At 53.7% G+C, this 20,093-nt stretch carries 17 protein-coding genes and 1 pseudogene; 14 read left to right on the top strand and 4 right to left on the bottom strand.

The features are described 5' to 3' along the window. Positions 1 to 210: 210 nt before the first annotated feature. Genes J3P34_RS20105 through rsmA form a run of 3 tightly spaced genes read right to left on the bottom strand, consistent with a single transcriptional unit; the run spans position 211 to position 3,357 of the window. A complete protein-coding gene (locus J3P34_RS20105) occupies positions 211 to 1,185 on the bottom strand; it encodes an NAD(P)-dependent oxidoreductase (protein WP_210490432.1) in 975 nt (324 codons plus the stop codon). 47 nt (positions 1,186 to 1,232) lie between these two features. Next, the gene (mgtE, locus tag J3P34_RS20100; protein ID WP_210490430.1) at positions 1,233 to 2,585 is read right to left on the bottom strand and encodes a magnesium transporter; all 1,353 of its coding nucleotides are present in this window, start codon (positions 2,583 to 2,585) and stop codon (positions 1,233 to 1,235) included. Continuing rightward, on the bottom strand, positions 2,575 to 3,357 hold the full coding sequence (rsmA, locus tag J3P34_RS20095) for a 16S rRNA (adenine(1518)-N(6)/adenine(1519)-N(6))-dimethyltransferase RsmA (protein ID WP_210490429.1): 783 nt from the start codon (positions 3,355 to 3,357) through the stop codon (positions 2,575 to 2,577). Before rsmA ends, mgtE begins: the two co-directional genes overlap by 11 nt. A gap of 54 nt (positions 3,358 to 3,411) precedes the next feature. On the opposite strand from rsmA, the gene J3P34_RS20090 reads away from it, so the two are divergent. The 9 genes from J3P34_RS20090 to accC all read left to right on the top strand — a co-directional run bounded on the left by J3P34_RS20090 (position 3,412) and on the right by accC (position 11,698). Next, on the top strand, positions 3,412 to 4,851 hold the full coding sequence (locus tag J3P34_RS20090; protein WP_210490428.1) for a leucyl aminopeptidase family protein: 1,440 nt from the start codon (positions 3,412 to 3,414) through the stop codon (positions 4,849 to 4,851). After that, entirely contained in the window at positions 4,852 to 5,859 is a 1,008-nt protein-coding gene (gene pdxA, locus J3P34_RS20085) for a 4-hydroxythreonine-4-phosphate dehydrogenase PdxA (RefSeq protein ID WP_210490427.1), read from the top strand. Positions 5,860 to 6,178: 319 nt separating this feature from the next. Beyond that, entirely contained in the window at positions 6,179 to 6,739 is a 561-nt protein-coding gene (locus tag J3P34_RS22180) for a YceD family protein (RefSeq protein ID WP_210490425.1), read from the top strand. 32 nt (positions 6,740 to 6,771) lie between these two features. Further along, on the top strand, positions 6,772 to 6,966 hold the full coding sequence (gene rpmF, locus J3P34_RS20075) for a 50S ribosomal protein L32 (RefSeq protein ID WP_062544815.1): 195 nt from the start codon (positions 6,772 to 6,774) through the stop codon (positions 6,964 to 6,966). 64 nt (positions 6,967 to 7,030) lie between these two features. Then, positions 7,031 to 7,972 (top strand): phosphate acyltransferase PlsX, encoded by a 942-nt coding sequence (gene plsX, locus J3P34_RS20070; RefSeq protein WP_210464458.1) that lies wholly within the window; start codon positions 7,031 to 7,033, stop codon positions 7,970 to 7,972. A 36-nt stretch (positions 7,973 to 8,008) separates the two neighbouring features. Then, a complete protein-coding gene (locus J3P34_RS20065) occupies positions 8,009 to 9,007 on the top strand; it encodes a beta-ketoacyl-ACP synthase III (RefSeq protein ID WP_210464456.1) in 999 nt (332 codons plus the stop codon). Positions 9,008 to 9,130: 123 nt separating this feature from the next. Next, on the top strand, positions 9,131 to 9,694 hold the full coding sequence (efp, locus tag J3P34_RS20060; protein ID WP_210464454.1) for an elongation factor P: 564 nt from the start codon (positions 9,131 to 9,133) through the stop codon (positions 9,692 to 9,694). Between the two features lie 4 nt (positions 9,695 to 9,698). After that, complete coding sequence (gene accB / locus J3P34_RS20055; RefSeq protein ID WP_210490424.1) at positions 9,699 to 10,193, top strand: acetyl-CoA carboxylase biotin carboxyl carrier protein; 495 nt, start codon at positions 9,699 to 9,701, stop codon at positions 10,191 to 10,193. Between the two features lie 161 nt (positions 10,194 to 10,354). Continuing rightward, the gene (accC, locus tag J3P34_RS20050; RefSeq protein WP_210464450.1) at positions 10,355 to 11,698 is read left to right on the top strand and encodes an acetyl-CoA carboxylase biotin carboxylase subunit; all 1,344 of its coding nucleotides are present in this window, start codon (positions 10,355 to 10,357) and stop codon (positions 11,696 to 11,698) included. Positions 11,699 to 11,892: 194 nt separating this feature from the next. Here the strand turns inward: accC and J3P34_RS20045 are convergent, their stop codons facing one another. Further along, on the bottom strand, positions 11,893 to 12,468 hold the full coding sequence (locus J3P34_RS20045; RefSeq protein ID WP_210490423.1) for a DUF3109 family protein: 576 nt from the start codon (positions 12,466 to 12,468) through the stop codon (positions 11,893 to 11,895). Between the two features lie 403 nt (positions 12,469 to 12,871). Here J3P34_RS20045 and J3P34_RS20040 point away from each other — a divergent pair, with 403 nt between their 5' ends. The 5 genes and pseudogenes from J3P34_RS20040 to J3P34_RS20025 all read left to right on the top strand — a co-directional run bounded on the left by J3P34_RS20040 (position 12,872) and on the right by J3P34_RS20025 (position 20,083). Next, positions 12,872 to 13,603 (top strand): hypothetical protein, encoded by a 732-nt coding sequence (locus J3P34_RS20040; protein WP_210490422.1) that lies wholly within the window; start codon positions 12,872 to 12,874, stop codon positions 13,601 to 13,603. Next, a pseudogene (locus J3P34_RS22485) lies at positions 13,584 to 14,414 on the top strand (carboxypeptidase-like regulatory domain-containing protein); the annotation flags it as partial. The gene J3P34_RS20040 and the pseudogene J3P34_RS22485, both read left to right, overlap by 20 nt. An 87-nt stretch (positions 14,415 to 14,501) precedes the next feature. After that, the gene (locus tag J3P34_RS20035; protein ID WP_428480485.1) at positions 14,502 to 16,454 is read left to right on the top strand and encodes a TonB-dependent receptor plug domain-containing protein; all 1,953 of its coding nucleotides are present in this window, start codon (positions 14,502 to 14,504) and stop codon (positions 16,452 to 16,454) included. Continuing rightward, positions 16,454 to 17,596: a DUF4249 domain-containing protein gene (locus J3P34_RS20030; RefSeq protein WP_210490420.1), complete on the top strand. Its 1,143-nt coding sequence runs from the start codon at positions 16,454 to 16,456 to the stop codon at positions 17,594 to 17,596. Before J3P34_RS20035 ends, J3P34_RS20030 begins: the two co-directional genes overlap by 1 nt. 150 nt (positions 17,597 to 17,746) lie before the next feature. After that, positions 17,747 to 20,083 (top strand): hypothetical protein, encoded by a 2,337-nt coding sequence (locus J3P34_RS20025; protein ID WP_210490419.1) that lies wholly within the window; start codon positions 17,747 to 17,749, stop codon positions 20,081 to 20,083. The last annotated feature ends 10 nt before the right edge of the window (positions 20,084 to 20,093 follow it).

The following is a 20,093-nucleotide window of genomic DNA, read 5'->3' as shown; positions in this document are numbered from 1 at the left end:
TTTTGGAAAACGGCTGTAAAACCTAATCTGTAGCGGCGTTACACCGTAACGCCGTGTGACTATGAAACAAAACCGTCCCTCCACCCGCAAACCTTTCCTAAAAGCGAGAATTCAAAACTGGGGTTGGTGATGGGGACCAGGGCTGCTGCGTTGAACAACGGCGTTACGGTGTAACGCCGCTACAATCGGGCTATTTTCAGGAATACATGCTTAAAGCGATTCTCGACTTCTAGTGGCTAGAAAGCCTGCCAGTTTGTGGACCAAAACCTCATTGATGCGCACGTAGGATTCGTGGGTCCAACCGGCGATGTGGGGCGTCAGTATCACGCGCGGATGATCCATCAAATAAGTCAGTCTTTCATGCTGTTCTGAAGTGAGCGTTTTCAGTTTCTCGTTCTCCAGCACGTCCAAGGCGGCACCAGGAACCTGCCCGGTTTTCATAGCCTCTACCAGGGCGGCGTGGTCCAACACTTCGCCACGAGCGGTATTCAGCACCCACAGCGGATGCCTGAACCCGGCTAGCACTTGGGCATTCACAAAATGATGGTTCTCTTTGGTGTACGGGATGTGCAGGCTCAGCACCTGCGCCTTTTCCTGGATTTCCTCCAAAGACGTCAGCCGGACGTGCGGAAAAGGGTTCTCTACCGGTTGTTGATCAAAGGCCAGCACCTCGCAGTCAAAGCCCATCAATCTTTTGGCGAAGGATTTACCCATGTGCCCGTACCCGATCAGCCCGATGGTTTTGCCGCCGATTTCCTCACCGCGGTTGTCTTCGCGCAGCCATTGGCCTTCCCTTATCTGGCGGTCACCTCGGGTGATTTTCCGGAACAACGCCAGCAGCAGGCCCAGGGTATGGTCGCCCACTGCGTCGCGGTTACCTTCGGGGGCGTTGATGAGGGTAATGTTACGGGCTTCCAGCACGCCATCGTCAATGTTGTCTACGCCGGCGCCGGCCCGGGCCAGGATCTCCAGGTTGGGGGCATGTTTCAGGAAATCGGCCGTGATTCGCATTTTGCTGCGCACCACCAGCATCTGGTAATCTTGAACCATGTCAGGGACTTCTTCCTTTTTCACGTCCGGCACGTAGGTCACCTCCACCCCCAGGTTTTCCAGCATGGGCAACAGGCTTTCGTGCATCAGGTCAATTACAAGACAACGGAAGGGTGAAGTAGAAGGTAATATCATAGCAAAGATGATTCAGGCCCGAAAAGGAGGCAAGCTGTTAATGAAGTTTAAAGGTTGAGCAGCAAATGCGCCACTAAGAAATACACCGCTAGGCCCAGCAGGTCATTGGCGGTAGTGATAAAGGGACCAGCGGCCACAGCGGGGTTGACGCCGTATTTATCCAGGATCATCGGGGTCACCGTACCCATGAACGAGGCAAGCAGCACCACGCTGAACAAGGCCACTGCCACCACTACCGACAAGGTGAGTTGCACCCCTAGGAGCACATTGAACCCAAACACCAAACTTGACATGACCAGCCCGTTGATGATGGCCACTAACAGCACCTTCACAATCCGGGAAGTAAAATTATCAAAGAGGATGGTTTTGTTCGCGAGCGTCTGGATGATGATGGACGAAGACTGGATACCCACGTTTCCTCCGGTGGCGGTGATGAGCGGCGTGAACATGGCCAGCGCCGGAATAATGGAAATATCGCCCTCAAAAAGCCCGATGAACCGGGCGCCCAGCAAGCCGCCTACCATACCCACCATGAGCCAAGGCAAGCGCGCACGGGACAAGCGGAACACGCTGTCGTCTTCCTCAATGTTCTCGGTGATACCCGTCATGAGCTGGCGGCTCAACTCGGCCTGCTCCTGGATCACATCCAGCACGTCATCAATGGTGATGCGGCCCAACAGGCGGCCCTGGATGTTCACCACCGGAATGGCGTCCAGGTCATATTTCTGCATGACGGCGGCCACTTCCTGCTCATCTTTGTAAGACTCAATGGAAATCACATCGGCGTCGTAGATCTGGGAAATGGGCGTGTGGTCATTGGAGAGCAGCAAGGTTTTCATGCCCAGGCGGCCCACCAGTTTGTCGCGGTCGTCCACCACGTAAATGGCGTAGACTTTCTCCACTTCCTCGGCCTGCCGGCGGATTTCCTCAATGCACTGCCCTACCCGCCAGTTCAGATTGACCTTGATCAACTCCTTGGCCATGAGACCGCCGGCGCAGTCCTCGTCATAATGGAGGAGCTCAATAATATCCGCTACGTGCTCCTGGTCTTCCAGCAGGGCGATGATCTCTTCTTTGCGCTGCACGGGCTGCTCGTTGAGCAAATCCACGGCGTCATCTGAGTCCATCTCGCCAATGTAGCGGGCAATCTCCTCAATGGTGAAGTTCTTGAGGAAATTGGTGCGCACGTCAGAGTCCAGGTCGCTGAGGATCTCGGCGCCCACCTCGGCGGGTAGCACGTCCATTACGTACTTGCTCTGCTCTGTGTTGAGTTCATAGAGCACGGTGGTGATGTCCACGGCGTACATCTCCTCCATGTTGGAGAGAATGAACTCGCCATCGCGGCGCTCAATGGCGTCCTCTATCTGATCAATAAACTCACGGGTGATTTCAGACTGCATGCTGCTGGATCAGAAGGGTCAGGTTGATAAAATCATTCACGGAAAGCTGCTCGGCGCGCTTGTCAAACAGGGTATCCTGGGCAACCTCGGCGGGCAGGTTAAACGGTTTAAGGCAGTTCCGGAGGGTTTTGCGGCGGGTGGCAAAGCTGGTCTTCACCACTTTGAAGAACAGTTTCTCGTCACACGGAAGTTGAGCCACCTCATTGCGGGTGAGCCGCACCACAGCGCTTTTCACTTTAGGCGGCGGGTTGAACACGTGCTCGTGCACCGTGAACAGGTACTCAATGGTGTAGAATGCCTGCAGCAGCACGCTCATGATGCCGTAGGTCTTGGAGCCGTGAGGCGCCGCGATGCGCTCTGCCACCTCTTTCTGGATCATGCCCACTACCTCGGGCACCTGATCGCGGTGGTCCAACACCTTGAAGAAGATCTGGCTGGAGATGTTGTAAGGGAAATTCCCGATGACCGCGAATGGCCCGCTGAACAGCGTTTTGAGGTCGGTTTTCAAAAAATCGGCGAAAAGCACGCGGCCCTCCAGTTGCGGGTAATGCTCGTTGAGCCAGGCGATGGACTCCCGATCAATGTCCACAATGGTGGTCCTGTATTCGGGGTGGTTTACCAAAAACTGGGTCAAAACGCCCATGCCGGGACCCACTTCCAGCACTTCCTGTACCCCGTTGGGCAGGCGCAGCGCCTCCACTATGTTCTGGGCGATATTGAGGTCAGTAAGGAAATGCTGACCCAGGTGTTTCTTGGGCTGGACGGGCTTCACTGGTTTTGGTTTCCGTTTGTTAAGGCTATATTGCAGCTCAAAGATACACATCTTATGCGCACAGAACTGACCTACGCTGCAACATTACCCGCGAATACCAGCACCGCCGTACTGGTACCGGGCCGCGAGCATCTCCCCGAGGAACTTTTCTCCGCCGATGAGCTGACTTATATTCACCGCCAGCTGGAGCTGAAAAGCACCCTGGTGGGCATCAATAAATTCACGCACCAGCTGTACCTGGTTGTCACCGAGCCCAAACGCAAAGGCACCGAGACCCAGGAAGCCTTGCGCAAGGCCGGCAACGCCCTGCACCAGCGCCTGCAGGCCGACAAAGTGGACCACGTGGTGCTGCTGGACGGTGCCGACGGCGAGGCGTCCCTTTTTGTGGCCGAGGGCCTTGTCCTGAGCAACTATGCTTTCCAACGATACAAAACCCAGAAAGCCACCCCTCCTACCTTGCAGACGGTGACAATCACGGGCGTAGGCGTGTCGCAGACCCAGGTAACGGAACTGTCCCACCTTTTGGAGGCAGTCTACAGAACCCGCGACCTCATCAACACCCCGCCCAACATGCAGACTCCTACCCTGTTGAGCGAGCAGATCCAGGAGATGCTGGACGGTTCCGGGGTAGAGATGGAGGTGCTTGACCTGGTGCAGATCCAATCCCTGAAAATGGGTGGATTATTGAGCGTAAGCCAGGCTTCTGACGAGTCGCCTACCTTCAACATCCTGGAGTGGAAACCGGAGAACGCCACCAACGCCCAACCGGTGATCCTGGTGGGCAAAGGCGTAGTCTACGATACCGGCGGCCTGAGCCTCAAGCCCACGCCCAACTCCATGGATTACATGAAATCCGATATGTCCGGCGCCGCGGCCGTGGCCGGAACCCTGTACGCCCTGGCCCAGAACAAAGTACCGCTGCACGTGATCGGGTTAATCCCGGCCACCGATAACCTCATCAGCGGCAAAGGCTTCGCCCCGGGCGATGTGATCACCATGCACAGCGGCCATACCGTGGAAGTGCTGAACACCGATGCCGAAGGCCGCCTTATCCTAGCCGATGCCCTGCATTTTGCCAAACGCTACAACCCTGCTTTGGTGATTGACATTGCCACCCTCACCGGAGCCGCTGCCCGCGCCGTGGGCCGTGAGGGCATTGTGATGATGGGTACTGCCGATGATCTCATTAAAACAGACCTGAAACTGGCTGGCGAGGCAGCCCATGAACGCCTGGTGGAGTTGCCGCTTTGGGAAGAGTACCAGGAGCACCTGAAATCTGATATCGCGGACCTCAAGAACATCGGCGGAGCCGAAGCAGGCGCCATCTCGGCGGGCAAGTTCCTGGAGTTCTTCACCAATTACCCCTGGGTTCACCTGGACATCGCCGGCACGGCCTACCTACTGAGCCCAGACTCTTACCGCGGCAAACACGCCACGGGCAGCAGCGTTCGGTTGCTGTACCATTTCCTCACCTCACAAGCCACTGCTTTATAAATGGAGCAAAAGACCAAGCCCCGCATAGGGATTACCATAGGAGATATCAGCGGCATCGGGCCAGAAGTTGTACTGAAAACCCTTTCTGATAACCGGGTGCTGCATTACTGCACACCTATTATATATGGCACCGCCTCGGCGGTGAACAAGTACCGCAAGCTGCTAGGGCTTGAGAACTTCAATTTTCAGACCATCCAGGCTTTTGACCAGCTGCACCCTAAAAAGACCAGCGTGCTCAACTGCGTGGAGGAAGAGATTGACTTCACGCCTGGCACTCCTACGGCGGCCACTGGTGCATTGGCCCGCGCGGCGCTGCTGCGTGCCGCCCAGGACCTGAAAGACGGTCACATCCAGGCGGTAGTGACGGCCCCTATTGACAAAGACAACACCCAGGGAGAAGGCTTCGAGTTCCCAGGCCATACCGAGTTCTTCACTACCTACTTTGACGCGCCGGAGAGCCTTATGTTCCTCGTAGCAGATGGGTTCAGGGTGGCCACCGTGACCGGGCATTTACCTTTGAAGGAAGTCGCAAACCAGATTACCCCGGAACTGCTCATCCGCAAGCTCTCCATCCTGGACAACTCCCTGCGCCGGGACTTCGGCATCCAGAAACCCCGCATCGCGGTACTGGGCCTTAACCCACATGCTGGTGAGAACGGCCTGCTGGGCACCGAGGAAACGGAGATCGTGATACCGGTCATTGAGCAGCTGAAGAACAAAGGCAACCTGGTGTTCGGCCCCTTCCCCGCCGATGGCTTCTTCGGGACGCGCAGCTACCAGAAGTTTGATGCCACCTTGGCGCTTTACCATGACCAAGGGCTTATCCCGTTCAAGACGTTGGCCTTTGATCGCGGCGTGAACTTCACGGCCGGGTTGCCCATTGTGCGCACCTCCCCTGACCACGGCACCGCCTATGACATCGCCGGGCAGAACCGCGCTGATGAGACCTCGTTCCGCGAGGCCCTATTCGCCGCCATTGACATCCTGCGGGCCCGGTCCGGAGTGTAGGCACCTGTTTTATAAGAGAGACCAGAAAGCGTTTCGGGGCTGTTTTGCGTAAAGCAGCTCTGAAACGCTTTCTTGCAATGGGCCCAGAACAGCCTTTGAGGTTGGACCTTTACAGATAATGGCCGTATTACGGGAAGGAAGACCAGAAAACGACAGGTACCCAAAGGTATCTCGCTCACAATGAACTACTCCTGATTATGTGCTGTTTTCCCCAAGACACGCCGGAAAGGGCTATTTATTAACCAGTGCAAAAAAGGCATTTGTATTTTATAATTCAGATATTCTTGCTAATTTTGCGACTTGCAAAAAAAGAGGCAACGTGAAGGAGATTAAGAAATACGATATCAACCTTGTGAAGCTTGGCAACAAAAGCCACAGCTACGAGTTTGAGTTGGATGACCGCTTCTTTGAGTTGTTTGAGCAGGAATTGATCCTGGGCGGCAACTTGAAGGCAGAGGTGGTGCTGCATAAGTCGGAGCTTCTTTTGCAGTTCGATTTCCACATCAAAGGAACGGTTCGCCTGACCTGCGACCGGAGCTTGGAGGAATTTGAGCATCTGTTGGAAGTGGAGCAGACGCTGCTCGTGCGCTACGGCCCGGAAGACCTGGAACTGGATGTGAACGTGCTGCAGATTACCCCAGACACCCAGTACCTCAACATCGCCCAGCATTTGTATGATTACATTGGCCTGGCGATACCCATGAAGAAACTGGCCCCCAGGTTTATAGAAGAAGACCAGGAGCGCGAGGACGACCCAGAGGCAGAAGGCCTGCTGATCTACTCTACCGGCTCTGACGAAGACGATGAGGACGGCAATGATGACGATGACGAGGACGGTCCTGTAGACCCGCGCTTCGCCGCCCTTAAAAAGTTAAAATAAGTTTATAACCAATTTTGTAATAATTACCTGAGATGGCACATCCTAAGCGAAAAATCTCCAAAACCAGAAGAGATAAGAGAAGAACGCACGACAAAATCACTCCAAAAGCGATTTCTATCTGCCCTAACACCGGTGAGGTGCACCAATACCACAGAGCCTACGTAGTGGACGGCGACCTGTACCACAACGGAAAAGTGGCCATCAAAAATTATACCTCTGTTGCCTAGTAAAGCTTGCCTAGACAGGCTTTATTTTAGTTACTTGTAGGATAATTTACGAAACACGCTTTACATGAAAATAGCTCTGGATGCAATGGGTGGCGACTTCGCTCCCGAAGCAGTTGTAGAAGGCGCACTTTTAGCGGCTGAGACTTTGACGGATAAGGTTGAGATTTTCCTCATTGGAGACGAAGATATTATCCATTCACTCCTGCAAAAGCACGGCTACAAAGGTTCCAGAGTAAAGGTTGTTCACGCATCCCAGGTCATTGGGATGGGTGAACACCCTACCAAAGCCCTCACCCAGAAACCAGACTCCAGCATTGCGGTAGGTTACGGCATGCTGGCTTCCAAGAAGGTAGATGCATTCTGCAGCGCCGGAAATACCGGAGCCATGCTGGTGGGCGCCGTCTTCAGCGTGAAGCAGGTAGAAGGAATTTTAAGGCCAGCTTTGGCCAGCTTCGTGCCCAAACTCACGGGCGGGTACGGCGTCATGCTGGACGTAGGCGCCATTGCCGACTGCAAACCCGAGATTCTGGAGCAGTTTGGTGAAATTGGGTCTATCTGCGCAAAAAACCTCCTGGACATCAAGAAGCCCCGCGTGGGCCTCATGAACCTGGGCGAAGAGGAAGGCAAGGGCACCATGGTGACCCAACCCACTTACAAACTCCTCAAAGAAAACACCTCCATCAACTTTATCGGTAACATTGAAGGACGCGACCTGTTCAACGACAAGGCCGATGTCATTGTGTGTGACGGGTTCACCGGTAACGTTCTCCTCAAAATGGCAGAGTCTATTTTTGACATTCTGCAGGAGAAAAAAATCTCTGATCCATTTTTTGATCGCTTCAACTATGAGGCGGTAGGCGGCAGCCCCATCTTGGGCGTTAACGGTAACGCGGTCATTGGCCACGGCGTCTCCAGCCCTACCGCTATCTGCAATATGCTGCACCTGGCCAACAAAATGGCCGAGTCCCATATTTCGGAAAAATTCAAGAAACACTTTAGCGCCTAAGGTGCGCCCCTTCACCAGACTTTCCTTCAGAACGATATGAGCAAAATTACCGCCGCGATCACCGGTGTGAGCGGATATGCCCCCGAGTACGTGTTAACCAACCAGGAGTTGGAGACCATGGTAGAAACCAACGACGAATGGATTGTTAGCCGCACGGGAATCAAAGAAAGACGCATCCTGAAGGGCGAAGACCAGGGCACCTCGGCCATTGCTATTCCGGCGGTTCTGGACCTCCTTAAGAAAACCAACACCAAGCCAGAGGAAGTAGACCTGCTTATCTGCGCCACCACTACTCCAGACATGGTGTTCCCGGCTACGGCCAACATCATCTGCGCCGAGGTGGGTGCCGTGAACGCATTTGGCTATGACCTGCAGGCTGCCTGCTCCGGGTTCCTTTTCGCGCTGGCTACCGGTGCGCAGTTCGTGGAGACCGGCAAATACAAAAAAGTCATCATCGTGGGGGCCGATAAAATGTCGGCCATTGTGGACTACACAGACCGCGCCACCTGCATCATCTTCGGGGATGGCGGAGGAGCGGTGATGCTGGAGCCCAACACCGAAGGATTGGGTGTACAGGACAGCATCCTGAAGTCTGACGGAACCGGTGCTCAGTTCCTGCACATGAAAGCCGGTGGCTCCCGCCGCCCGGCCACCGCTGAGACCCTGGCCAGAAGAGAGCACTACGCTTTCCAGGAAGGCCAGCAGGTGTTCAAGTTCGCGGTGAAAGGCATGGCCGATGTGTCTGCCGAGATCATGGAGCGCAACAATCTCACCGCCGACGACATTGCCTGGCTGGTGCCCCACCAGGCCAACAAACGTATCATTGACGCCACTGCCAACCGCATGGGCGTAGGCTCTGAGAAAGTGATGCTCAACATCCAGAAATATGGCAATACCACCAGCGGCACCATTCCTTTGTGCCTGTGGGAGTATGAGAACCAACTCAAAAAGGGCGATAACGTGATTCTGGCCGCTTTTGGCGGTGGTTTCACCTGGGGATCTATTTACCTCAAGTGGGCTTATGACCCCAAGTAATCCCCTCGTTTTTAAGGCACTTTTCTAAAATAGATCAAAAAATTCGGCTATCTTTGGCCGAATTTTTTTATGTCCGGCCGGGAAAAACCCGCTGGCATCTTAAACCGAAACACACTACTAACTATGGCAACTACCGCTGATTTCCGCAACGGGCTTTGCATTGAATTTAACGGTGACCTCTGGCTCATCACTGAGTTTCAGCACGTGAAACCCGGCAAAGGTCCAGCCTTCGTGCGTACTAAACTAAAGAACATTAAAACCGGCAAAGTGGTGGACAACACCTTCACGGCCGGTGTGAAAGTAACCACGGCCCGCGTGGAGCAGCGCCCGCACCAGTTCATCTTCAAAGATGACTACGGCTACAACTTCATGGACATGAATACCTTTGAGCAGGTATCTCTGGACGAGAAGATGGTGCCCTTCGCTGACCTGATGAAAGAAGGCCAGGAAGTAACCATCCTGTTCCACGCTGAGACCGAAACTCCGCTCACTGCCGAACTTCCTACGTATGTAGAGCTCACAATTACGTATACAGAACCCGGCATCAAAGGAGACACCGCTACCAACGCCTCTAAACCAGCCACTGTAGAAACAGGTGCGACTATCTCGGTTCCCTTGTTTATTGGGCAAGACGAAAAAATCAAGGTAGACACGCGTACCTATACCTACGCCGAACGAGTAAAATAAAACTATGAAAGCAAAGGAAATCCAAGAACTGATTGATTTCATCGCGAAATCGGGCCTGAACAAAGTTGACATTGAGACAGAAGAGTTTAAAATCTCAGTAGAACGCGAGGCGAGCCAGAAAGTAAAATTTGTGCAAGGAGGTGCTCCCGCAGCCGCTCCGGCCCCTGCCCCGCACTTGCCTGCTCCTGCTCCGCTTCCAGCGGCCGCACCTGCTGCCCCCGCCGCTCCGGCTCAGCCCGCCGCAGATGACACGAGCAAATACATTACCATCAAAGCCCCTATGATCGGCACGCTGTACCGCTCTGCCAATCCAGAGTCTCCGGCGTTTGTGAACGTAGGTGACGAGGTGAAAAAAGGCCAGGTGATCTGTATCATTGAAGCCATGAAACTCTTCAACGAGATTGAATCTGAGGTTTCTGGCCGCATTGTAAAAGTACTGGTAGACAACGCCAGCCCGGTTGAGTACGACCAGCCGTTGTTCTTGGTAGATCCTAGCTAATGTGCTAATTCTTTAATGTGCTGATGTGCTGATTGAATGGTACGGACGGAATCCTTTAAGTTTGACTTAAACCTCCCTCCTTCCTTTGATTGGTTTATCAGCACATTATTTTTTGAGCCATTAGCACATTAGCACATTTATCCATTAGCACATTAAACTACATGTTCAAAAAAATACTGATTGCCAACCGTGGCGAGATTGCGCTGAGGGTTATCCGGACTTGTAAAGAAATGGGAATAAAAACGGTAGCTGTTTATTCTACCGCCGATAAGGAAAGCCTGCACGTGCGCTTCGCGGATGAAGCGGTGTGTATCGGGCCTGCTCCTTCTTCCCAGTCTTACCTCAACATCCCCAACCTGATCGCGGCCGCGGAGATTACCAACGCCGATGCTATTCACCCAGGCTACGGTTTCCTTTCTGAAAATGCCGAGTTTTCCAGAATCTGTGCCGAAAACGGTATCAAGTTCATCGGGGCCTCCCCGGAGATGATCAACTCCATGGGCGACAAGTCATCGGCGAAGGAGTTCATGAAGAAAGCCGGCGTGCCTACCATTCCTGGTTCAGACGGACTGTTGTCTTCTGCTGAGCAAGGCAAGAAACTGGCCGCTAAAATCAAATATCCGGTAATCATCAAAGCCACGGCGGGTGGCGGTGGACGCGGTATGCGGATCATCAAATCTGCCGATGAGTTTGACAAGGCCTGGAACGATGCCCGCCAGGAAGCCAAAGCCGCTTTCGGCAACGATGGCATGTACCTGGAGAAATTCGTGGAAGAGCCGCGCCATATTGAGATCCAGATTGTGGGTGACCAGTACGGGGCCGTTTGCCACCTGTCTGAGCGGGATTGCAGCATCCAGCGCCGTCACCAGAAACTGATTGAGGAAACCCCATCGCCGTTCATCTCTGACGAGTTGCGCGAAAGAATGGGTCAGGCCGCCATCGCCGGCGCCAAAGCCATCAACTACGAAGGCGTGGGTACCATTGAGTTCCTGGTTGACAAGCACAAGGATTTCTACTTCATGGAGATGAACACCCGTATTCAGGTGGAGCACCCCATCACCGAGGAAGTAGTGAACTATGACCTGATCAAGGAACAGATCAAGGTAGCCGCCGGTATTCCAATCTCTGGAAAGAACTACTATCCACAGATGCACGCTATTGAGTGCCGCATCAACGCCGAGGATCCTAAGGCAGGTTTCCGTCCTAGCCCGGGCAAGATCAACGTACTGCACATCCCAGGCGGTCACGGTGTACGTGTAGACACGCACGTGTATGCGGGTTACACCATCCCAGCCAACTATGACTCCATGATCGCGAAGCTGATCGTGAGTGCGCAGACACGGGAAGAAGCCATTGTGAAGATGAAGCGGGCATTGAGCGAGTTCGTGATTGAAGGCGTGAAAACCACCATTCCGTTCCACATAGCCATGATGGATGACAAGAACTTCAACGAAGGCGATTTCACCACCAGCTACCTGGACACCTACGATTTCGCTAACGTTTAGAAAGTACTTCACCAAAGTATAAAACAGAAAAGCAGCCTCACTTAGGCTGCTTTTCTGTTTTTAGGCCACCACTGTATAACGGTGCCACAATTGTAAGTCCTATAAAAAGGCCTCCCCTGCTTGTGCGCAGATGAGGCCTTTCTTTTGTTTCAGGGCTGTTTTTAAAATACGAGCCTCTAAACGTATTTATTTCCTTATTTTGCCAGGGCCTCTTTGGCTACCATCTTATCCAGTTCGTTGAACCATTCCTCTCCGTACTTCCGGATCAGGGGCTCGCGCAGGAACTTGTACACCGGCACGCCCAACTCCTGCCCGAAGGAACAGGCCGGGTTGCAGATTTCCCAGCGATCGTAGTTCAGCGCCTCAAAGCCATCGTACTTGGTGATTCTGATGGGGTACAGGTGGCAGGAAATGGGTTTCTTCCAGGAGATTTTCCCGTCAAGGTACGCCTGTTCAATCGCGCATTTGAGGGTGAAGTTATCATCGTAGATGGCATAGGCGCACTCCCGGTCCCCGATGGTAGGGGTGCTGTAGTCGCCTTCAAAGTCTTCCACAAACAGGCCTTGCTCATCCACCGCTTTAATGCCCTCCAGGGACATATAGGGTTTTACATGTTCGTAGGCTTCGGCTAAAATGGGCAGTTCGTCTTTATCAAGGGGGGCGCCCAGGTCACCTTCCACGCAGCAGGCGCCTTTGCACTTCTCCAGATTACAGACAAAGAACCTGTCTTTGAGGTCATCTGAGAGAACGGTATTTTGTAGTACAATCATGAGCTAATTCTTACAGCAGAAAGACAAAAGTACCGCTATTTAAGTTCGGGGGCAAAAAGGGAATAGGAATATTGAACCCCTGCCAGACAGCCGTTTCGGGCAAGTTTTCAAGTAAATAGGCCAAAAGCAGAATTGGCCCCTTCTTCCTGCCCATCCCTTAACCTAAATTTGAACTATTCAGGCGAATGAAAGGCAGCAAAAGATGGTGCAATACAGAAGAAAATACCCTTCTTTTTTACGGTTTTATTCCAATTCATTGAACAGGCTGATGGATTTCACAACGGGCATGACAATCATCTATCATTTAACTAAACTAAGATGATATTGTGGTTTAAAAGTGATAGATTGGGAATTCATATATAGATCCTTTTTGATGCCCCCTGTCTTACCGCATAAACTGAAGGTGAAGCTACTTCTTCTGGTGCTCCTTCTTTTCTCTGTTACCTTTCACGGATGGTCCCAAACTGCCCCTTCAGGCTACCCCACCCAGCCAAATCAAGCCAGTTACCCCATCAGCCTCTACCAGCAGGCCACCAAATCCGAGTCACACCTGTTGAACGGCCCTGAGTACGTGGATTACCGCAAGGTGAACCGCGTGGGGCACCAGTTCTTCCTGCAGGACCAGAAAGCCCCGGGCAGCGTGCTCTATGATGGCTCCTGGTACCATGACGTGCCCATGCTGCATGATCTGGTCCTGGACGAGTTGGTGATTGTCTCCAATGGCTTTTTGCTTCAGAAACTGATCAAAGAAAAGGTAGACGCCTTTATGTTGGGTCGGCATACGTTTGTGCGCTACACAGCACCAGACTCTGCCAGTGACCATTCCATGCCCACCGGTTTCTATGATGTGCTCTACGCCGGCAACACCCAATTGCTGGCCAAAAGGATAAAGCTGAAAACCTATGCCATTGAAGACATGAAAGAGGTGGAGCATTATGATGAAGAAGACAAATTCTTTGTGAAGAAGGGCGACGCCTATCACCAGGTCAGCAGCGGAAAGTCGGTGTACAAGGTATTTGGGGACCAGAAGAAAGAACTGAAGAAGTATGCCCGCGCCCGGAAACTCAACTTCCGTAAGGCACAGAAAGCCGCCTTGCTGGCCCTTGTGATGCAGTATGACGCCCTCCAGAAGTAACATGAAGCCCAATCCATTTTCCTTTGGCACCTTATCCCCCTCCTTTGCCGCAAATATGAATCACTTTTACCGCTTAGCTTTTTTACTTCTGGTACTGCTCTTCACCGGGAGAACGGTGTGTAGTGCCCAAACCAGCTCAGAAACGCTATTAACGCTAGACCTGAAACAGGCTCCTTTCCAGGATCTGATCAAGGCAGTGGAAGCCCAGAGCAAGTACCGCTTCTATTTTGAGCCGGCCGCGGTAGACAGCTTCACGGTTACGTTGCAGGCCTCGCAGAAGCCGCTGAAAAGCATCATGGAACAAGCGGTGGCCGGCACCAACCTTATGTTCGCGATCACGAACGAGGGTCATGTGCTCTTGACCCAAGGCAAAGAGTTTATAGCCAACTTGCCCGAGGACTTTTTCAGAAGGGATGTCTCACCTGGGAACGCAAGCCAAAGCCTGGCTTCTACTGGTGCCGGCAATAAGCCCTACGTAGCCGGGGAAACCACCCGGAAGAAAGCAGTATCAGAGGCCAAGCTCTATGAAATTGGGGTAAAACGCGAAAACTCCGCCGGAAACGCCAACCTGGCCGGTCACCTCCGCGACGCCAAATCCGGGGAGCCCATTATCGGGGCCTCGGTGTACATTCAGTCGCCGCTGCTGGCCACCACCTCTGACCAGTACGGTTATTTCTCCCTCACCCTGCCCGTGGGCCAGCACGAGTTGCTCATCAGGGGCATCGGGATCAAGAACTCCAAACGCCGCATTGCCCTTTATTCAGACGGCAAGCTGGACATTGAGGTGGAGGAAGACGTTCGGTCCTTGAAAGAAGTCTTGGTAGAGGCCGAGAAGGACCGCAACGTGGCCGGCATGCAGATGGGCATGGAGCGCCTGGATATGCGGGCGATCAAGCAGGTGCCCACCGCCTTCGGGGAGACCGATATCCTGCGGGTGGTACTCACGCTGCCGGGGGTAAAATCGGTGGGCGAAGGCAGTACCGGCATGAACGTGCGTGGCGGCTCCACCGATCAGAACCTCATCCTCTTCAACGATGCCACCGTCTACAACCCCTCGCACTTGTTCGGCTTCTTCTCGGCCTTCAACCCCGATATCGTGAAGGCGGTGGAACTGCACAAAAGCAATATCCCTGCCCGGTACGGCGGCCGCCTTTCCTCAGTGCTGGAAGTGACTACCCGCGACGGGAACAAGAAAAAGCTGGCTGGTTCCGGCGGCATCGGATTGCTCACCAGCCGCCTGACCTTGGAAGGCCCCATTAACAAAGACAAAACCTCGTTCCTGGTGGCGGGCCGCAGCACGTATTCAGACTGGCTTCTGAAGAAACTGCCGCAGGAGACATTCAAGAAAAGCTCGGCCTCCTTCTACGACCTCAACGCCCAGATCAGCCACGAGTTCGACAGCAAGAACACCCTGTATCTATCCGGGTACTTCAGTAAAGACAAGTTCAGGTTGGGCAGCGATTCGCTGTACAACTTTACCAACCGGAACGCCAGCGTGAAATGGAAGCATATCTTCCACAACAAACTCTACAGTGTGCTAACTGGCGCCTACAGCTACTATGGTTACGGGGTAAATGCCGAAAACAACCCGGTAAACGCCTCAGAAATGTCTTTCAACATGAACCAGGTGAACCTCCAGGCCGATTTCAACTACTTCCTGAATGGCAAACACACCGTGGATTTCGGGGCCAGTTCCATCCTCTACAACGTGTCGCCGGGCAGCCTCAAGCCGGTGGGCTCCGAATCTCTCATCATCCCTGATGTGCTGCAGCGGGAGAAAGCGCTGGAGAGCGCCGTTTACGTTTCTGACCAGATCGATATCTCCCCCCGGTTCTCGGTTTACTTAGGCCTTCGGTATTCCATGTTCAACGCCTTGGGGCCACGGGAAACTTACCTTTACGCGCCTAACGTGCCCAAAACGGAAAGCACCATCCTGGACACCCTTGCCTACAAGTCGGGTCAGTCCCTGGCCACCTATCACGGCCCTGAGTACCGGATCTCTGCCAGGTTTGGGCTTACGGACCATTCCTCGGTGAAGATGAGCTTCAACCGCATGCGCCAGTACATCCACATGCTCTCCAACACGGCCACCATGTCCCCCACCGATACCTGGAAACTGAGTGATGCCAACGTAAGGCCGCAGGTGGGCGACCAAATCTCACTGGGCTATTACCAGAACTTCAGGGCTAACACCGTGGAGTTCTCCGTGGAAGGTTACTACAAAAAGATGAAGGACTTCCTGGATTACCGCAACGGGGCCACCATCATCCTCAACCACCACATTGAGACCGATGTGGCCAATGCCGAGGGCAAAGCCTACGGTGTGGAAGTCATGCTGAAGAAACTTACCGGCAAGCTTAATGGCTGGGTGAGCTACACCTACTCGCGTACGCTGGTGCGCCTGAACAACCCGCAGGTGTCTGAGATCATCAACCAGGGCAAGTGGTACCCCAGCAACTTTGACAAACCCCATGATGTCACGCTTATCAGCAATTACCGATTCAGCCAGCGGTTCAGCACCTCATTGAACTTCACTTATAGCACCGGCCGACCCATCACCCTGCCCATCGCCAAGTATACTGATGGCAACGTACAACGCATCTTCTACTCAGACCGCAACCAGTACCGCGTGCCGGACTATTACCGCGTGGATTTCGCGATGAACATTGAGGGGAACCACAAGGTGAAGAAACTGGCCCACAGCTCCTGGACTTTGGCCGTGTACAACCTCACCGGCCGCAAGAACCCTTACTCGGTATACTTCCGGTCAGACAACGGAAAGATCAAAGGCTACAAACTCTCCATCTTCGGGCAGCCCATCCCCACCATTACCTATAACTTCAGATTCTAATGCGTTTTCATAAAATCAGACTCAAAACAGCTTTTTACCTGCTTTGCCTCCTTTTCCTGGCAGGCTGCGAGGAACCTTACACCCCCGAGGTGCTGGAAAGCTCCAATAACTTATTGGTGGTAAGCGGCTTTATCAACAGCAACGGCCCCACCACCATCCAACTTTCGCGCACCCAGAACTTGTCTGAATCCAGCGCTCCCCTCAAGGTGACCAATGCTACGGTGGCAGTGGAAGAAGAAAACGGTGAGAAATTCCCTCTGCTTGAAACCGCCGCCGGCACTTATTCCAGCAGCACCTTAAACCTGAACCCGGCCAGGAAGTTCCGGCTTTACATTAAAGCCGCCGGAAAAGAATACGCCTCTGACTATGTAGTGGTACAAATGACCCCTGCCATTGACGCCGTGACCTGGGAGGCTGCCTCAGACGGTTTGCAGATCAAGGTGAGTACCCATGATGCGCAGAACAGCACCCGCTACTACCGTTGGGAATACGAAGAAACCTGGGAGTACCAGGCTTTCTTCCACTCGGTGATTGAATACGTCAACAAAGAGTTCATTGACCGCACGCCCGATAAAATGATCAATCTTTGTTATCGCTTTAATAACTCCACCAGCATCCAGATCAGCAATACAGTAAAACTTAGCCAGGATGTGGTAAGTAACTTTCTTTTGGTGAAGGTACCCGCCAACTCTGACAAGCTGGACCGGAAATACAGCATACTGGTAAAGCAGTACGCCCAGACAAAAGAATCTTATGAGTACTGGGAAGCCCTTAAGAAAAACACCGAGAGTTTGGGCTCCCTGTTTGATCCGCTCCCTACTCAGCTTACCGGCAACATCCAGTGTCTTACTACGCCATCAGAACCTGTCATTGGGTTTATAAGCATCTCCTCTGTCACGGAGCAAAGGATTTTTGTCACCAATGCGGAGTTGCCCGGCAAGTGGCGCTCCCCCAGTCCCTATTGTACCTTTGATACCGTTCTAGTGGGCAAAGAAGCTGAGTATTTCTCTAGTGGTTCCAATGTTCCCATTGATCGCATATACTCCAACAACATGTCATTGATCGGGTATGCGGGAGCTTCTAAACCGTGCGTAGACTGCCGTGTTCTGGGCACCACCACTAAACCTGCTTATTGGGAATAAAGGATGGTCAGCATGAAATCACAAATGGAACATACACAACCTTTGCCGGGCGGCAGATCTAAGAAAAACTGTTTTAGCAACCCTTTTAAGATAACCGGCTATAAACTCCTTTTGTCCCTGGGGCTGCTGGGCCTCTCGGCAAGTCAGGGCATGGCCCAAACTCGATCTTTTCCCAGCCTGGTCGCCGAGTTTCAGGAACACGGCAGAAAATCCTTCCAGGAAAAGATCTTCCTGCACCTGGACCGGCCTGCCTACGCCGCAGGCGAAACCATATGGTTCAAGGTATACAACGTAGAGGGCATGCGGCACCAGCCGCTGGACCTGGGCAAAGTGGCCTACGTGGAAGTGCTTGATAATGCCCATAAGCCGGTGCTGCAGGGCAAAATCGCCCTGAGGGAAGGCGCCGGCAGCGGATCATTTGTGTTGCCGGTTACGCTGGAGGCAGGCCATTACACCGTGCGGGCCTATACCAACTGGATGAAGAACTTCAGCCCGGCCTTTTATTTCCAGCAGCCCGTCACCATCATTAACACCTTCCAGCCGCTGGGCCTGAAAACCGCCTCGGACACCGCTGCCTACGCCATCCAGTTTTTCCCCGAGGGCGGGAACCTGGTGCAGGGCCTGCCGGGCAAAGTAGCGTTCAAAGCCACCAACAGCAAAACCGGCAAAGGCGCTGCCTGCCAGGGCGAGGTGCTGGACCAAGCCGGGAAAGTAGTCGCCAGTTTCCAGCCCGGCCGGTTCGGGATAGGCAACTTCAGCTTCACGCCCTCGGACGCCGGGGAATACACAGCCGTGGTGAGGTTTGCCGGCGGGAAAACAATCCGGCAGAAATTGCCGCAAGTGCAGGAACAGGGCTATACACTACGGGTAGAGGAAAGCAGACTGGGCCAGCTGCAGATCACCGCCCAAAGCACCCAACCAGAGGCTGAACAGTTATATCTGTTGGGCCACACGCGCGGAACAGTTGCGGTAGCCGCCACGGCCACCCTGCAGAACGGCAAGGCTTCTTTTTCGGTGGTGAAAGATTCGATGGCCGCTGGCATCACGCATTTTACCCTGTTTAACGGCCAGCAGAAACCCGTAGCTGAGCGCCTTTTCTTTACTCGCCCCACCAAAGGCCTTGAGATTGAAACCGCGTTGGGCAAAAACCAGTTCGGACCGCGCGAGAAAGTCACGCTGGATTTACTTACCAAGACCACGTCCGGAAAGCCAACGGAAGCCAACCTCTCCCTGGCCGTCTTCCGGAATGACCGCCTGCAGGCCACTGACCCTGCCGATATCAAAGCCTACCTCTACCTGACCTCCGATCTGAAAGGCACGGTGGAGAACCCGGCGGCCTATTTCACAGAAAACGGCCCGCAGGCCGAGGAAGCCCTGGACAACCTGATGCTCACGCACGGCTGGAGCCGCTTTACCTGGGACGAGGTGCTGAATCCTAAAGCTGCCACTTACGCGTTTGTGCCGGAATTCGGCGGGCACCTGATCCGGGGCAAAGTCACCCATAGCGTCACTGGCGCACCAGCCAAGGACATCAGAACCTACCTGGCGGCGCCGGGCCGAAACGTGCGGTTCTACAGCAGTATCAGCGCCCAGGACGGCTCCGTATTGTTTGAGGCTAAGGACTTTTTCGGGCCCAAGGAAGTGGTGGTGCAGACCAACTGGCTCAAAGACAGCACCTACCATTTCCAGCTTTTGAACCCGTTTTCTGAAAAACACGCAGAAAACAATCTGCCCAACTTTGACTTGAGCGAGAACCTGGAAGAAGCCATCCTGCGGCGCCACCACGATGTACAAGCCCAGAATATTTACTTCGAGCGAAACCTGAACCGGTTCAGGGCCCCTGGCATTGACAGCATTTCCTTCTACGGCAAACCAGACCAGCAATTCCTGCTGGATGACTTCACGCGCTTCAAAGTGCTGGAGGAGGTGATGCGGGAGTACGTGCCCGGCGTGATGGTGCGCAAGCGCCGCAACGGGTTCCACTTTCTAGTGATGGATCTGCCCAATGACCGCTTTTTCCAGGAAGACCCGCTGGTACTGCTGGACGGCGTTCCGGTCTTCGACATAGACCAGATCATGGCCTTTGATCCGCTCAAGATCCGGAAACTGGAGGTGATGACGGGCAAATACTACAACGGCTCGCTGGTGTCCAGCGGCGTGGTGAGTTATACCACCTACAAAGGCGACCTGGCCGGTTTTCCGCTGGATACCCGTGCCCTGCTGCAGGAGTACGAGGGCCTGCAACTGCAGCGCGAGTTCTACGCCCCTACTTATGACACCGAGGAGCAGAAACTCAGCCGCCTGCCAGACTGGCGCTCCCTCCTGTTCTGGTCCCCGGACCTAACCACCGATGCCTCCGGCAAAACCTCCGCCAGTTTCTACACCGGTGACCAGGCGGGCACCTATACCGTGGTGGTACAGGGCCTCACCAAAGACGGATTGCCCGGCAGCAAGATGGTAACGTTTGAGGTGAAGAAACCTTTGTAGAGAATCGGCG

It is taken from the genome of Rufibacter aurantiacus (genome assembly GCF_017916345.1).
Taxonomy (GTDB): domain Bacteria; phylum Bacteroidota; class Bacteroidia; order Cytophagales; family Hymenobacteraceae; genus Nibribacter; species Nibribacter roseolus.
This window is presented reverse-complemented; position numbering and strand designations above follow the sequence as displayed.